Consider the following 15531-nt stretch of genomic DNA (forward strand, 5'->3'; position numbering starts at 1 on the left):
GGCCGCACGGCCGGGCCGCCCCTTCCTCGGACGTCGTGAGGGCTCTCAGCCCGCCAGGGCCGCCCGGCGGCGCAGCAGGCCGGCCAGCGCGTCCGCCAGCTCCACCGGGTCGACCGGCATGGTGACCGCCGCGTCCGCCCGGCTCCAGGTGGCCAGCCAGGCGTCCTGCGGGCGGGCCATCAGCAGCAGCACCGGCGGGCAGCGGAAGATCTCGTCCTTGATCTGGCGGCAGACGCCCATCCCGCCCATCGGGACGGCCTCGCCGTCCAGGACGCAGACGTCGATCCCGCCGCTGTCCAGCTCACGCACCACCGCCTCCGGGGTGGCGCACTCGACGAACTCCACGAGCGGCACGTCCGCGGCCGGCCGGCGTCCGGCGGCGAGCCGGACCTGCTCCCGGGTGTTGGCGTCGTCGCTGTAGAGCAGCACCGTCGCGGTCGCCTGCATCCGTGCCTCCGCAAGATTGGGAACGTCGGGTACCGATGCCGCGGATGCTACTCCTCACCACCCCCTCGCGGCACCGCTCCTCACACGTGTTCGCGACGGCTCGCGCGCGCCGCGCCGGACCGTGCGACCGGGCCGCAGGGCCCCCACGACCGGGCCGTACGGCCCAGTCCCGGGGCCCAGACACTCCGAACGGCACCCCCGGGAGTGAGGGCGGGATAAGCGACCGACATAATGTCGGTCGTGGCGACAGCAACGACAGTAGAAACCGGGCACGCGCACCCGTCGGTCAACCGGCCGAACCTCACCAGCGTCGGAACCATCATCTGGTTGAGTTCCGAGCTGATGTTCTTCGCGGCCCTCTTCGCGATGTACTTCACCCTGCGATCGGTTACGGGTACCGATCACTGGACGGAAATGGCCGACCTGCTGAACTTCCCGTTCTCGGCGGTCAACACCACGATCCTGGTGCTCTCCTCGCTGACCTGTCAGCTCGGCGTCTTCGCCGCCGAGCGGGGCGACGTGAAGAAGCTCCGTTCGTGGTTCATCGTCACCTTCATCATGGGTGCGATCTTCGTCGGCGGTCAGGTCTACGAGTACTCGGCCCTGGTGGCGCACGAGGGCCTGACGCTCTCGTCCGACCCGTACGGGTCCGTGTTCTACCTGACCACCGGCTTCCACGGACTTCACGTGACAGGCGGCCTCATCGCCTTCCTGTTCGTCCTGGGCCGTACCTACGCGGCCCGGCGGTTCACCCACGAGCAGGCGACGGCCGCGATCGTCGTGTCCTACTACTGGCACTTCGTCGATGTCGTCTGGATCGGCCTCTTCGCCACGATCTACATGATCAAGTAGTCGGGCGGGCCGTACCCGGCCGCTCCCATTCCAGAAGCATCGACGCAGAAGATCCTGACACCGGGGTAATCCGTGAAAAAGCTCTCCGCACGACGACGCCATCCGCTGGCGGCGATCGTCGTCCTCATCCTCGCGCTGGCGGCCACGGGGGGGCTGTACGCCGCGTTCGCGCCCGCGGGCGAGGCGCAGGCCGAAGAAACAGCCCAGTCCCTCGCCATCGACGAGGGCAAGAAGCTCTACACCGTGGGCTGCGCAAGCTGCCACGGCACCGGCGGTCAGGGCACCTCCGACGGTCCTAGCCTGGTCGGCGTCGGCGCCGCCGCCGTCGACTTCCAGGTCGGCACCGGCCGCATGCCCGCGCAGCAGCCGGGCGCGCAGATCCCCGACAAGCCGGCCCAGTACGACCAGGCCGAGATCGACCAGCTCGCGGCGTACGTCGCGTCCCTGGGCGCCGGCCCGGCGGTTCCGACCACCGAGCAGTACGACCCCGCGGGCGCGGACGTCGCCCGGGGCGGTCAGCTCTACCGCACCAACTGTGCCCAGTGCCACAACTTCACCGGTGAGGGCGGCGCCCTGACCCACGGCAAGTACGCGCCGGACCTCTCGGACGTGGCCCCCAAGCACATCTACCAGGCGATGCTGACCGGCCCGCAGAACATGCCCTCCTTCCCGGACACGACCATGCCCGAGCAGGAGAAGAAGGACATCATCGCGTACCTCCAGGCGGTCAACGGTGAGGACACCGTGAGCCCGGGCGGTCTCAAGATCGGTGGCTTCGGTCCCGTCGCCGAGGGCCTGTTCGGCTGGGTGTTCGGTCTCGGCGCCCTGGTCGCCGTCGCCATCTGGGTCGCCGCTCGGACCGCAAAGGCCAAGAAGTCATGAGTAGCCACGACATTTCCGAAGACAACCTGCCGCAGAAGCAGGCCCACGCACACGGTGCGCTGGGGGTGGCGGACAAGGACAACCCGTTCGCCGACCCGGGGCTCCCGCCCCACGAGCACCGCATCCAGGACGTCGACGAGAAGGCCGCGAAGCGCTCCGAGCGCATCGTCGCCGCTCTCTTCACCCTGTCGATGCTCGCGACCGTCGGCTTCATCGCCGCCTTCGTCGCCCTGCCGGTGGACAAGACGATCTACGTCTTCCCGATCGGCCACATCAGCGCGCTGAACTTCTCGCTGGGCCTGACGTTGGGCGTCGCGCTCTTCGCGATCGGCGCGGGCGCGGTCCACTGGGCCCGCACCCTGATGTCCGACGTCGAGGTCGCCGCCGAGCGTCACCCGATCGAGGCCTCCCCGGAGGTCCGCGAGCAGGTGTTCTCCGACTTCCGTGAGGGCGTCACCGAGTCGGGCATCGGCTTCGGCCGGCGCAAGCTCATGCGCAACACGCTGCTGGGCGCGCTGACCCTGGTCCCGCTCTCCGGCGTCGTGCTGCTGCGCGAGCTCGGCCCGCTGCCGGGCACGAAGCTGCGCCACACCATGTGGTCCAAGGGCAAGCTGCTCGTCAACATGAACACCGACGAGCCGCTGCGTCCCTCGGACATCGCGGTGGGCTCCCTGACCTTCGCCATGCCGGAGGGTCTGCACGAGCACGACCACGACTTCCAGAAGGAGATCGCCAAGGCGGCCCTGATGCTCGTCCGGCTCGAGCCGAACGACATCAAGGACAAGCGCGAGCTCGAGTGGTCGCACGAGGGCATCGTGGCGTACTCCAAGATCTGCACCCACGTGGGCTGCCCGATCTCCCTGTACGAGCAGCAGACGCACCACGTGCTGTGCCCCTGCCACCAGTCCACCTTCGACCTCGCCGACGGCGCCCGAGTCATCTTCGGTCCCGCCGGTCACGCCCTGCCGCAGCTCCGCATCGGCGTGAACGACGAGGGCTACCTCGAGGCGCTCGGCGACTTCGCGGAGCCCGTCGGTCCGGCCTTCTGGGAGCGCGGAGAATCATGAGTAATGCAGCCAGCAACGAGTCGTCCCGCTCCCGCGGGAAGGCCCCGGCCGGCGAGCGCGTAGCCGACTGGGCCGACGGCCGGCTGGGGATCTACTCCCTGGCCAAGGCCAACATGCGCAAGATCTTCCCCGACCACTGGTCGTTCATGTTGGGCGAAGTGTGCATGTACAGCTTCATCATCATCATCCTCACGGGTGTGTACCTGACGCTGTTCTTCCACCCGTCGATGGCCGAGGTCGAGTACCACGGTTCGTACGTGCCGCTTCAGGGACAGCTGATGTCCCAGGCGTTCGAGTCGACGGTGAACATCTCGTTCGAGGTGCGTGGCGGTCTGCTCATCCGGCAGATCCACCACTGGGCGGCGCTGGTCTTCCTGGCCGGCATGTTCGTCCACATGATGCGCGTGTTCTTCACCGGCGCGTTCCGCAAGCCGCGTGAGGTCAACTGGCTGTTCGGCTTCCTGCTGTTCGCCCTGGGCATGTTCACCGGTTTCACCGGTTACTCGCTCCCGGACGACCTGCTCTCCGGCACCGGTATCCGCTTCATGCAGGGTGCGATCCTGTCCGTGCCGATCGTCGGCACGTACCTGTCGATGTTCCTCTTCGGCGGCGAGTTCCCGGGCGACGACATCATCGCCCGCTTCTACTCGATCCACATCCTGCTGCTGCCGGGCATCATGCTGGGCCTGATGGTGGCGCACCTGATCCTGGTCTTCTACCACAAGCACACCCAGTTCGCGGGTCCCGGCCGGACCGAGAAGAACGTCGTGGGCATGCCGCTCCTGCCGGTGTACATGGCGAAGGCCGGCGGCTTCTTCTTCCTGGTGTTCGGTGTGGTCGCGGTCATCTCCGCGATCGCCACGATCAACCCGATCTGGGCGATCGGCCCCTACCGGCCGGACCAGGTGTCCACCAACGCGCAGCCCGACTGGTACATGGGCTTCTCCGAGGGCCTGATCCGCATCATGCCGGGCTGGGAGATCAACTTCTGGGGCCACACCCTGGTCCTGGGCGTCTTCATCCCGCTGCTGGTCTTCGGTCTGGTCCTGGTCGCGATCGCGGTCTACCCGTTCATCGAGTCCTGGATCACCGGCGACAAGCGCGAGCACCACATCCTGGACCGCCCGCGCAACGCCCCGACGCGCACCGCGTTCGGCGCCGCCTGGATCGCGCTGTACTTCGTGCTCCTCGTCGGCGGTGGCAACGACCTCTGGGCGACCCACTTCCACCTGTCGATCAACGCGATCACCTGGTTCGTCCGGATCGGCATGTTCGTGGTGCCGGTGCTGGTGTTCATCGCGACCAAGCGCATCTGCCTCGGCTTGCAGCGCCGGGACAAGGAGAAGGTGCTGCACGGCCGCGAGACCGGCATCATCAAGCGCCTGCCGCACGGTGAGTTCATCGAGGTGCACGAGCCCCTCTCGCAGGAGCAGCTGCACACCCTCACCGCGCACGAGCAGTACAAGCCGGCCGAGATCGGCCCGGCGGTCGACGAGAACGGCGTCGAGCGCAAGGTGAAGGCGTCGGAGAAGGTGCGCGCCAAGCTGAGCCGCGCGTACTACGGCGAGGGCAACCAGATCGAGAAGCCCACGCTGGAGGAGTTCAAGGAGATCGAGGCCGGCCACGGTCACCACTGAGTGACCGGGTCCGCCACCCCGGTCGCCGACTGATCAACTGATCGCCACGGCAGGAGCCCCGTCCGTCACCCGGACGGGGCTCTTCGCCGTTCCCGGGATCGATAGGGTGGGAAGTGCCCCGTGGACCGGGGCGCCACGTGAACCCGCGGCCCGGGGGGCCGCCGGACCGAGACGATCAGGAGCGGCAGATGAGCGCTGTGACCCCCGCTGGAGGCGACAACGCGGCGGGCCGTTCCTGGCCGGCCGTCCTCAACGGTCTGCTGGAGGGCCGCGACCAGAGCGCCGAGGACACCTTCTGGGCCCTGGACCGCATCATGCGCGGCGAGGCCACCGACGCCCAGATCGCGGGCTTCGCGGTCGCACTGAGAGCCAAGGGCGAGACCGTCGAGGAGATCACCGGCCTGGTGCGGGCGATGTACGCCCACGCCCGGGTGATCGACGTGGCCGGCCCGGCCGTGGACATCGTGGGCACCGGCGGCGACGGCGCCAAGACGGTCAACATCTCCACCATGTCCGCGATCGTGGTGGCGGGCGCCGGGGTGAAGGTCGTCAAGCACGGCAACCGGGCGGCCTCCTCCGCCAGCGGAGCCTCCGACGTGCTGGAGAAGCTGGGCGTCAACCTGGAGCTGACCCCGCAGCGGGTGGCCGAGGTCGCCGAGGAGGCCGGCATCACCTTCTGCTTCGCGGTGAAGTTCCACCCGGCGCTGCGCCACGTGGCCCCCGCGCGCGGGCAGTTGGGGATCCGCACCACCTTCAACTTCCTCGGCCCGCTGACCAACCCGGCCCGCGTCAAGGCGCAGGCCATCGGGGTGGCCGACCTGCGGATGGCGCCCATCATGGCGGGCGTCTTCGCCGAGGCGGGCAACAGCGCGCTGCTCTTCCGCGGCGAGGACGGCCTGGACGAGCTCACCGTCACCGGGCCCTCCCGGGTGTGGGTGGTGCGCGACGGGCAGGTCCGCGAGGAGCTCTTCGACCCCCGTGACGTGGGCGTCGCGTACTCCCCGATCGAGGCGCTGCGAGGCGGCGACCCGTCGCACAACGCCGACGTCGCCCGCCGCCTGCTGGCCGGCGAGCAGGGGCCGGTGCGCGACGCCGTCCTGCTGAACTCCGCGGCCGCGCTGGTGGCCCTGGAGCCGGGGGAGGGGACGCTCGCCGAGCAGATCCGGGCCGGCATGGACCGGGCCGCGCACTCCCTCGACTCCGGGGCCGCCCGGCAGACCCTGGAGCGGTGGGTCATGGCCAGCAACGCCTGAGCCCACCAGGGCGGTTGGGTACAGCTGTGCGAGGCGCGGTCCGTATGCCGGACCGCGCCTCGCGTGCGTGCGCGCGCTGTGGCAGGATGCGGAGCAGGTCACGAGTGACAGCCATCAGGCCCCGGCCGGCTGTCCGGCAACCCTCCGTCCGTGGCGGGGTGCCCCGGGTGAGGACCAGGCCGTGGACAGCAAGGTCCATGGCAAGCGCGGACCTCTCGCGACGTCAGGGGTCCTGGTCGCCGAGGAGATTTTCATGAGCCGACGAATGCGACGGGCCTGACCGCCCGGGGCGCTCCCCTTTTCCACGCCGCTCTGCGCGGTGCGCCCCGTCGGGCAGGCCTTCGAGCCGCGTCCTTCCCCCCTTTCCTTCCGTGTCCGCGCCCGTCGGCCCGTGTCGCCGCCGAGCCGGCCGGGACGCCGTCCACCGGCGACCCGGCTGCCGCTCGCGTGCCGCCGCCCGCCGGGATGCGCGGACTGGCTCACAGGAGTTCGTCGTGTCTGCTTCCACCACCGCCGTCCGCACCGCCCGCCGCTCCGTCTCCGCCGCCCGCTCCGCGGCCGCCGTCCGTGCGGCCTCCGCCGGCGCCACGGCCTCCGTCCCCGCCGCCACCGTGACCGGCACCGCCACCGCTGCCGCGAGCACCGGCGCCGCGACCGCCGCCGACGCCACCGCCTGCGCCGCGCCCGCCGAGGAGCTCGCCGGGCTCCCCGAGCCGCTGCCGGTGCTGGGCCTGGACGTCACCGTGCCGCTGGCCGACGGCCGGCGCGTGCCGTACGCCGCGCTCGACCAGGCCGCCAGCGCGCCGGTGCTGCGGCAGGTGTGGGACGAGGTCGCCGAGTACGCGCCGTTCTACGGAAGCGTCCACCGGGGCGCGGGACACCTGTCCCGGCTGTCCACCGAGCTCTTCGAGGACGCCCGCGAGACGGTGGCCCGGTTCCTCGACTGCCGCGAGGACGACCAGGTCGTCTTCACCCGCGCCACCACCGACTCCCTCAACCTGCTGGCCTCCGCCCTGCCGGACGGCTGCCGCGTCTACGTCTTCGAGACCGAGCACCACGCGGCACTGCTGCCCTGGCGCGGCGCCGAGGTGACCTTCCTGGACGCCCCGGCGTCCCCCGCCGAGGCCGTGGCCCGGCTGGAGGAGGCGCTCGCCGCGCGCGAGGACGACGGCCCCGCGCTGGTCTGCGTGACCGGCGCCTCCAACGTCACCGGTGAGCTGTGGCCGGTGCGCGAACTCGCCGCCGCCGCGCACGCCCACGGCGCGCGGATCGTGCTGGACGCGGCCCAGCTGGCGCCGCACCGACCGGTGTCGGTGCGCGAGCTGGACGTCGACTGGGTGGCCTTCTCCGGGCACAAGCTGTACGCCCCGTTCGGCGCGGGCGTGCTGGCCGGGCGGACCGACTGGCTGGACGCCGCCGAGCCCTACCTGGCGGGCGGCGGGGCCAGCCGCCGGGTGCTGCGGCGCGAGGACGGCGGCCTGGACGTCGAGTGGCACACCGGCCCGGCCCGCCACGAGGCCGGCTCGCCCAACGTGGTCGGCGTGCACGCCCTGGCCTCCGCCTGCCGGGCGCTCGCCGAGGCGGACCTCGCCGTGCTCGCGGCCCGCGAGGAGGCCCTGCTCGGACGGCTCCGCGAGGGCCTGGCCGCCCTGCCCCGGGTGCGGGTGCTCTCGCTGTTCGGCGACGACGCGGCCCGGGTGGGCGTGGTGTCCTTCGTGGTGGACGGCCTCGACGGAGCCGGCCTCGCCGACCGGCTGGCCTCGTCCTACGGCATCGGCGTGCGGGCCGGACTGTTCTGCGCCCACCCGCTGGTGCGCCGCCTCCTCGGGGAGGGCCCCGACGTGGCCGCCGAGTGCGGGACGGGCGGCGCCTCGCCGCTGGACGCCGTCCGGGCGAGCTTCGGCGTGGGCACGCCGGTCGAGCACGTGGACCGGCTGCTCGGCGCGCTGGCGGAGCTGACCGCCCAGACCCCCTGACGGCCGCCTCGCGCGCCGCACGGCCGGGCGGCGCGCCGGGGCGCCGGGGCGCGCCCGGGGGCGGGTCCCTCCCGCCCCCGGCCGCCGGGGGCGTCCGTCAGGCCCCGGGGCCGGTTTCGGCGCCGGTCCCGGTTCCGGCCGCGGTCAGGAGTCGAGGCCGATGGCGAACGCGGCCTCCAGGTCGTGCTGCGAGTACGTGCGGAACGCGACGTGGGTGTCGGTGCCCAGGACGCCGGGGATCTTGCTGATCCGCCCGGGGATGACCTCCGCCAGGTCGTCGTGCTCGCGCACCCGCACCATGGCGATCAGATCGTAGGTGCCGGTCACCGAGAAGACCTCGCTGACGGATTCCAGGGAGGCGATGTCCTGCGCGATCTCGGGGATCCGGTCCACGCTGGTCTTGATGAGCACGATCGCGGTGATCACGGTTGGTTCTCTCCCTGGGTGGCCGTCGCTGGTGGATTCACTGTAGTCGTCCCCCGGAACGCGGTCCGAGCGGCGGCGAACCCCAGGGCGAAGCCCACCAGGTGCGCCAGGTACGCCACCCCGGGCCCCTCCCCGGCGCGCTCCGCGCCCAGCCACTGGAGGCCCGCCCAGAACGGCAGCACCACCCAGGCGGGCAGCCGCACCGGCAGGAAGAAGAGGAACGGCAGCAGAGTGGTGACCCGCGCGCGGGGGAAGAGCTGCAGGAACGCCCCGAGCACCGCGGACACCGCGCCGGACGCCCCCACCAGGGACTGCCCGGACGAGGGGTCGGCGAGCGCGTACCCGACCAGCGCCAGGCTGCCGCACCCCAGGTAGAAGAGCGCGAACCGCACGCTGCCCATGCGCTGTTCGGTCATCACGCCGAAGACCTGGAGGAAGAGCAGGTTGCCCAGCAGATGCAGCCACCCGCCGTGCACGAACAGCGCGGTCAGCGGCGTCACCAGCGCGTCAGGGTCCCCGGCGAGCAGTTCGGCGGGCACCACCCCCCAGCGCCGGAAGCAGGCCCGCTGCGCCGCGACCAGCTCCTCGCCGGTCCCGTACAGGGGGTTGAGGCCGGAGGCGGGTCCGATCAGGAAGAGCAGCACGCACAGCGCCGTCAGACCATGGGTGACGGGCGCCGGCCGGCTCCGGACCGCCGCGGCGAACGCCGTGCTCCAGTCGCGGATCATGCACGAAGTGTGACGTACCGGATGCGGCGGGCGGGCGTCGCCTCGCCGCCGTGGACACGCGAGCGACCGGCCCGCGAATGGCCGTAGGGTTACCACGCACAGGATCCACCGGTACACACAGGTACACGCACGGACTCCGACGCCCGCCATGGGCGTCACGACGGTCCCGGACGAGAAAGAGGCGTAGCCCGCGATGACGGTTCCCCTCCCCACCGAGACGACCCGCTGGCGGTGCACGCTCTGCGGCAACCTCACCCGCTTCGACGTCACCCGCTCCTCCAAGGTCGTGGAGTACGTCCACCTCGACCTCGCGGGCGAGCCCACGGTGGAGGAACGCGAGGTGGTCAGTGAGACCATCGAGTCGGTCCGCTGCCGCTGGTGCAACGCGGTGGACAAGGTGGAACTGGTGGACAGGCCCGGCGCCGGCTCCTGACGGAGCGGCCCGGGCTCCTAGGACGACGGACGACAGGCGAGGTGTGACGGATGGCCGGTGACGGAGGCGGGAGACCGGACGACGGCGCCGCTGAGGTGCTCGACCGTCCGCTGCCCGACGGCGTGCGGCGCCGGGTCGTCCAGATCGCCGCGGACGCGTTCGGCTCCCTGACCGTGGCCGAACTCCCCGCGCAGCTGCGGCAGTACGCCCGCTTCACGCCGAGCCGGCGCGCCAAGTTCGCGGGCAACGCGATGGCGGCGGCGCTGGAGGCCGAGAGCCAGTTCCGGCAGCGCGTCGGCGAGAAGTTCCGCGAGGCCCAGCCGGAGCTGGCCGCCGCCCTGGAGACGGGCGCCCCGCCGCCGGCCGCGGACCCGCTCGACGTCGCCGCCGCCGCGTACGTGCTGCGCCCGTCGGGCTGGGTCAAGCTGGTGACCGCCGCCGGCGAGGAGGCGCAGCGCGTCGAGGCGGAGCGGGCCGACGAGGAGACCCGGGCCGAGCTGGAGCGGCTGCGCGCCGAGGCGGCCGCCGCCAGGGAACAGGTGCGCTCCGAGACCGAGCGGCTGCGCGCCGAGCTCGAGGCGGCGCGCAAGGAGGCCGAGTCGCTGCACCGCAAGCTGCGTTCGGCCCTCAGCGACGTCAAGCGCGGTGAGGCCGCGCAGCGCAAACTCCGCGGCGAACTCGACGAGGTGCGCGCGCAGACCCAGGCCCAGCTGTCCGCGGCGGAGAGCGAGAGCCGGCGGCTCAAGGCCCGCCTCGGTGAGACCGAGGCGGCCCTGGAGGCCGGCCGCAAGGCGGTCCGGGAGGGCCGCAGCATCGAGGACATGCGCGCCCGACTGCTGCTGGACACCGTGCTGGAGGCCGCCCAGGGGCTGCGCCGCGAACTCGCCCTGCCGCCCGTGTCGGTGTGGCCGGCCGAGACGGTCGACGCCGTGGAGCCGGGCCGGATGACGCCCAAGGACATCGCCGCCCGGGCGCTCTCCGAGGACGACCCCGCCATCCTGGACCAGCTGCTCGCGCTGCCCCAGGCCCATCTGGTCGTGGACGGCTACAACGTCACCAAGACCGGATATCCGCAGATGCCGCTGGAACAGCAGCGCCTGCGGCTGCTGGGCCAGTTGTCCGCGCTGGCCGCGCAGACCAACTGCGAGGTCACCTGCGTCTTCGACGGCGCCGAACTGGTCGCGCCGGTGCTGCTGGCGCCCCCGCGCGGGGTGCGCGTGCTGTTCTCCAAACCGGGGGTCACCGCCGACGAGCTGATCCGCCAACTGGTGCGCGCCGAGCCGTCGGGCCGTCCGGTGGTGGTCGTCTCCACCGACCGCGAGGTCGCCGACGGGGTGGCCCGCGCCGGGGCCCGGCCGGTCGCCTCCGCGGTGCTCCTCAAACGCTTCAGCCGCGGCTGAAGCCCTCCCGCGGCACCCGCGTCCCTTCTGTCGCATCCCGGCGCCTATGGGCCCGTTGCCCGTTTTCGGTCGCGACGCACAGTCATCCGGGCATCACCGCAGGTGAGTTGCGGCGAAACTTCGCAGGCGGAGGCGAGATTTTACGTACGAGGATTTGAACTGATCACAAGAAGGTCACTAGGTTTAGCCATCGAACCTTCGCTCGGGTGATCGCTCAGAGGGAGTGACGGCGGAGGCTCACCGCCCGCCAGGTGTGCTCTCCGGCAGGCGGCTGATGGCAGAAGGAGACCGCCCACGTGGCGTCCCACCGTCGACCCAAGCAGCCGAGCCGCGCACGTGTCACCGTGCTGACCACCGCAGCGGCAGCCGCCGTCGTCCTCGGCGGCAACTCCGCCCAGGCCGCGCCCGCCAAGCCCAGCAAGGGCGAGGTGAAGGAGAAGGTCGACAAGCTCCACGAGCAGGCGGAGCAGGCCACCGAGAAGTACAACGGGGCCAAGGAGAAGCAGGAGAAGCTCGAGAAGGAGATCGACGCTCTCCAGGACAACGTGGCCCGCGGTCAGGACGACCTCAACGAACTCCGCGACGCGATCGGCATGGCCGCCGCGGCGCAGTACCGCAGCGGCACCATCGACTCCTCGATGCAGCTGTTCCTCTCCGCCGACCCGGACGACTACCTCGACAAGGCGTCCACCCTCGACCAGTTGAGCAACCAGCAGGTCGAGGCCCTGGCCGAGATCCAGGACAAGCAGCGCGAACTCACCCAGCAGCGCCAGGAGGCCGCCACCAAGCTGGACGACCTCGCCGAGACGCGCGAGGAGCTGGGCAAGAAGCGCAAGGAGGTCCAGGCCAAGCTGGCCGAGGCCCAGAAGCTGCTGAACTCCCTCACCGCCGCCGAGCGGGCCAAGATGGCGCAGGAGGAGGCCGCGGACGCCGCGAAGTCCGCCGGCCTCACCGGAGGCAAGTCCGCCTCGGGCCGCGCCTCGGCCGCCTTCGCCGCCGCGCAGACCAAGATCGGTACGCCGTACGTCTACGGCGCCACCGGCCCGGGCTCCTTCGACTGCTCCGGCCTCACCTCCTGGGCCTACGGCCAGGCCGGCGTGGGTCTGCCGCGCACCTCCCAGGCGCAGGCGAGCTACGGCACGCGCCTGTCGATGGACCAGCTCCAGGTCGGCGACCTGGTGATCTTCTACAGCGACCTGCACCACGTCGGCCTCTACGCCGGCAACGGCCAGGTGCTGCACGCGCCGCGCACCGGCACGAACGTCCGCTACGAGTCGATCGGCAACATGCCGTTCCAGTTCGGCGTGCGGGTCTGATCCCGCACCGTCCGAAACCCCCTCGCCGTCACCCGCTCGGATGAAACCGGGCGACTCGTGTCGACCGTGCGCCCCGCCGATGACCTGCGTCAGAGGCGGGGCGCGGGCATGTTCGGACCCCACGGTCTTTGAAGGAGGCCCGGCGACGGGGCTACTGTCTGGCGCGTTTCCCCCGACACCGTGGGGATCGGTCCCGTCACAGCCGGTGACGATCCGTCAGCCGTGAGGCCCGCGTTCCGCCGGCCTCGAAGGGAGTGCGGTCCTCAGTGGGTTGTCACCGCCGCCTCGCACCGCGCCGCTCCGCCCCCGCGGGCCGCGCCTCCTCGGCGCCCGGCGCCGCCGGACTCACCGCCGCCGTCCTCTCGGTCGCCGCCGCCGCCTTCGGGGTCGCCCCCCAGGCCGCCGCCGCCCCCGGCACGCCGGACGGGCCCCAAGGCGCCCGCTCCGAGCTGGACCGGCTGTACACCGAGGCCGAGCAGGCCACCGAGGCCTTCAACCACGCCGACGAGCGCGCCGAGCGGCTGCGCGAGGAGGTCGACCAGGCCCAGGACCGGATGGCCCGGCAGCAGGAGCGGGTCAACGAACTGCGCGAGCAGCTGGGCTCGCTGGCCGGCGCCGAGTACCGCTCCGGAGGCATGGACCCGTCGCTGGCCCTGCTGTTCTCCTCCGACCCCGACGACTACCTCGACAAGGCCGCGGTGCTGGACCGGATCGGCTCCCGCCAGGCCGGCAAGCTCACCCGGCTGCGCGGGGCGCTGCGCGAACTCGGCCAGCAGCGCGCGGAGGCCGTCGCGGACCTCGCCGAACTCGAGCGGGTGCGCAAGGACGTGACCGCGCAGAAACGGGTCGTGGAGGGGAAGCTGAGACGGGCCCGGCAGCTGCTCCAGACGCTGCCCGAGGGCGAACGCGCCGCCTGGGACCGGGCCGCCCGTTCCGGGCGCGACCTGCCGCCGCTCGGCGAGGACACGACGGTCTCCGGGCGGGCCGCGGCGGCGCTGGCGGCGGCGCGCACCGCGCTGGGGCGGCCCTACGTCTGGGGCGCGAGCGGGCCGACCGCCTTCGACTGCAGCGGACTCACCCAGTGGGCCTGGGGCCGGGCCGGGGTCTCCCTGCCGCGGACCTCGCAGGCGCAGCGGACGGCGGGACAGCAGGTGCCGCTCTCGCAGGCGCGGCCGGGGGACCTGGTGACCTACCGGTCCGACGCCAGCCATGTCGCCATCTACGCGGGCAACGGCCAGGTCATCCACGCCCCGCGCCCGGGCGCCGCGGTCCGCTACGACCCGGTCGGCATGCTGCCCATCGCCTCCGTCACCCGCCCCTGACCGCGGGGCCGCCCCTGACCCCAGGGCCGCCCCTGTGCCGGCGGGCCGGCCTCGACCGCCGGGGCGAGAGGCGGGCCGTGAGGACGGGGCGGGAGGCCGCCTACGATCGGGCGGGTGAAGAGGAACCGGGCGCTGGGCGCCGCCGTCGCGCTCGGGGCGCTGCTGGCGGCGTGCGCCCCCGCCCCGCCCGACGCGCAGGCCCTGCTCGACCGCCGGGCACGGGCCCTGCTCGACGGGGACCGCGCCGCCTTCACGGCCACCGGCGCCCCCGCCCTGTGGAAGCCCCAGCACGCCCTCCCGCTCGCCGCCTGGCGCTACCGGGTGACCGCGCGGCGGGGAGAGGACGGCGCCACGGACGGCGCCACGGACGGCGCCACGGACGGCGCCACCGTGGAGGCCGAGCTGCGCTACCGGCTGGAGCGGGACGTCCAGGCCGCCACCACGCGCCGCGAACTCACCCTCGCGCGGGACGCGGACGGCTCCTGGCGGGTCACCGCGGACCGGCCCGCCCCCGGGGAGCCCGAACAGCTCTGGGACCAGGGCGCCGCCCTGCGCACGGCCGTCACCGCGCGCACCCTGGTGGTCGCCGCCGGCCCGGCCGACCCCGGCGCCTGGACCGGACCCGGGGACACCGCCGCACGCGCCGTGCGGGCCGCCTGGGACACCGGGGTGCGGCCCGTGATCGTCGTCCCGGACTCCACCGACGCGATGGCCCGCCTGCTCGGCGCCCCCACCGGGACCTACCGCGACACCGCCGCCGTCACCACCCCGGGCGAGGCGCCGCGGGTCGTGGTCAACCCCGAGGCGTGGCAGGCGCTCGGCGAGGAGGCGCGGCAGGTCGTCCTCACCCACGAGACCGCGCACGTCGCGCTGCGCGCCCGCACCACCCCACGCACCCCGATGTGGCTCTCGGAGGGCTGCGCCGACTGGACCGCCTACCGGACCTCCCGGCAGGACCCCGCCCGCACCGCGCCCGCCCTCGCCCGGGCGGTCCGCCAGGGCGACGTCCCGCAACGGCTGCCCGCCGACGGCGACTTCGCCTTCGGCGGCGACGCCGGGACGGTCGGCCGGGCCTACGAGGGCGCCTGGCTGGCCTGCCGCCTGGTCGCCGACCGCTGGGGCGACGAGGCCGTCCGCGACCTCTACGAGGCCGCCGGGACCGACGGCGAGGAGGCCGCCCTCCGCCGCGTCCTGGACGTCGACCGCGACGGCTTCACCGCCCTCTGGCGGGAGTCGCTGCGCCGCGACCTGAACGGCTGAGCGCACCGGTGGCCGAGGGCGGTCGGATCCCAGGGCCCGAGCAGCGGGAGAACGCACCGGGGCCCGGGCGGCGGTTGGGCGCGTCCGGGACCGGATGGCGGTTGGGCGCACCCCGGATCGGACGGTGGCTGAGCGCACCAAGCCTGGACGGTGGGCGACAGAGGCCCTGGCAACGGCCGGGCGCACCCGGGCCCGGACGGCGGCCGAGTGCGGGTCGCGGGGCTACGGCCGGTGCTCCGCCGCCTCGGCGGCAGCCGGACGCGCGCGGCCGGGCCGGGACGGTGGTTGGGCGCACCCCGGATCGGACGGTGGCTGAGCGCACCAAGCCTGGACGGTGGGCGACAGAGGCACTGGCAACGGCCGGGCGCACCTAGGCCCGGACGGCGGCCGAGTGCGGGTCGCGGGGCTACGGCCGGCGCTCCGCCGCCTCGGCGGCCGCCGGACGCGCGCGGCCGGGCCGGGACGGTGGTTGGGCGCACCCCGGATCGGACGGTGGCTGAGCGCACCAAGCCTGGACGGTGGGCGACAGAGG

At 73.0% G+C, this 15531-nt stretch carries 14 protein-coding genes and 1 riboswitch; of the genes, 11 read left to right on the plus strand and 3 right to left on the minus strand.

Features of this window, described 5'->3' with window-relative positions; genetic code table 11:
• Positions 1–45: 45 nt before the first annotated feature.
• Entirely contained in the window at positions 46–447 is a 402-nt protein-coding gene (locus ACFRAV_RS29930; RefSeq protein ID WP_351114421.1) for a hypothetical protein, read from the minus strand.
• A gap of 231 nt (positions 448–678) precedes the next feature.
• Between ACFRAV_RS29930 and ACFRAV_RS29935 the strand changes: the two genes are divergently transcribed.
• The 6 genes from ACFRAV_RS29935 (at position 679) to ACFRAV_RS29960 (ending at position 8114) form a co-directional block, all read left to right on the plus strand.
• Positions 679–1299, plus strand: coding sequence for a heme-copper oxidase subunit III (locus ACFRAV_RS29935; protein ID WP_108953796.1), 621 nt, complete (start codon positions 679–681; stop codon positions 1297–1299).
• Positions 1300–1371: 72 nt separating this feature from the next.
• Complete coding sequence (locus ACFRAV_RS29940) at positions 1372–2181, plus strand: c-type cytochrome (protein ID WP_382560321.1); 810 nt, start codon at positions 1372–1374, stop codon at positions 2179–2181.
• A complete protein-coding gene (locus ACFRAV_RS29945; protein WP_351114418.1) occupies positions 2178–3248 on the plus strand; it encodes a Rieske 2Fe-2S domain-containing protein in 1071 nt (356 codons plus the stop codon). The genes ACFRAV_RS29940 and ACFRAV_RS29945 overlap by 4 nt, the downstream gene beginning before the upstream one ends.
• Positions 3245–4885: a cytochrome bc complex cytochrome b subunit gene (locus tag ACFRAV_RS29950; RefSeq protein WP_382560325.1), complete on the plus strand. Its 1641-nt coding sequence runs from the start codon at positions 3245–3247 to the stop codon at positions 4883–4885. The genes ACFRAV_RS29945 and ACFRAV_RS29950 overlap by 4 nt, the downstream gene beginning before the upstream one ends.
• Positions 4886–5073: 188 nt before the next feature.
• Complete coding sequence (gene trpD, locus ACFRAV_RS29955) at positions 5074–6138, plus strand: anthranilate phosphoribosyltransferase (protein WP_382560328.1); 1065 nt, start codon at positions 5074–5076, stop codon at positions 6136–6138.
• A 96-nt stretch (positions 6139–6234) separates the two neighbouring features.
• A riboswitch (SAM riboswitch) is annotated at positions 6235–6351 on the plus strand.
• Positions 6352–6854: 503 nt separating this feature from the next.
• Entirely contained in the window at positions 6855–8114 is a 1260-nt protein-coding gene (locus ACFRAV_RS29960) for an aminotransferase class V-fold PLP-dependent enzyme (protein ID WP_382560347.1), read from the plus strand.
• 144 nt (positions 8115–8258) lie between these two features.
• On the opposite strand, the gene ACFRAV_RS29965 is transcribed toward ACFRAV_RS29960, so the two are convergent.
• On the minus strand, positions 8259–8540 hold the full coding sequence (locus ACFRAV_RS29965) for an Lrp/AsnC family transcriptional regulator (RefSeq protein WP_108953802.1): 282 nt from the start codon (positions 8538–8540) through the stop codon (positions 8259–8261).
• Positions 8537–9268: a rhomboid family intramembrane serine protease gene (locus ACFRAV_RS29970; RefSeq protein WP_382560332.1), complete on the minus strand. Its 732-nt coding sequence runs from the start codon at positions 9266–9268 to the stop codon at positions 8537–8539. Before ACFRAV_RS29970 ends, ACFRAV_RS29965 begins: the two co-directional genes overlap by 4 nt.
• 193 nt (positions 9269–9461) lie before the next feature.
• Between ACFRAV_RS29970 and ACFRAV_RS29975 the strand changes: the two genes are divergently transcribed.
• From ACFRAV_RS29975 to ACFRAV_RS29995, 5 genes are all read left to right on the plus strand, one after another.
• Positions 9462–9701, plus strand: coding sequence for a hypothetical protein (locus tag ACFRAV_RS29975; protein ID WP_151772881.1), 240 nt, complete (start codon positions 9462–9464; stop codon positions 9699–9701).
• A gap of 50 nt (positions 9702–9751) precedes the next feature.
• Positions 9752–11101, plus strand: a complete 1350-nt coding sequence (locus ACFRAV_RS29980) for an NYN domain-containing protein (RefSeq protein WP_382560335.1) — start codon at positions 9752–9754, stop codon at positions 11099–11101.
• A gap of 296 nt (positions 11102–11397) precedes the next feature.
• Positions 11398–12417 carry an NlpC/P60 family protein gene (locus tag ACFRAV_RS29985; RefSeq protein WP_382560339.1) on the plus strand — a complete coding sequence of 340 codons (1020 nt, stop codon included), beginning with the start codon at positions 11398–11400 and terminating at the stop codon, positions 12415–12417.
• Between the two features lie 266 nt (positions 12418–12683).
• Positions 12684–13739 carry an NlpC/P60 family protein gene (locus ACFRAV_RS29990; protein ID WP_382560342.1) on the plus strand — a complete coding sequence of 352 codons (1056 nt, stop codon included), beginning with the start codon at positions 12684–12686 and terminating at the stop codon, positions 13737–13739.
• A 114-nt stretch (positions 13740–13853) separates the two neighbouring features.
• Complete coding sequence (locus ACFRAV_RS29995; protein ID WP_382560344.1) at positions 13854–14999, plus strand: hypothetical protein; 1146 nt, start codon at positions 13854–13856, stop codon at positions 14997–14999.
• Positions 15000–15531 lie beyond the last annotated feature (532 nt).

The sequence above is a fragment of the Streptomyces sp. NPDC056600 genome (assembly GCF_042792855.1).
Taxonomy (GTDB): Bacteria; Actinomycetota; Actinomycetes; order Streptomycetales; family Streptomycetaceae; genus Streptomyces.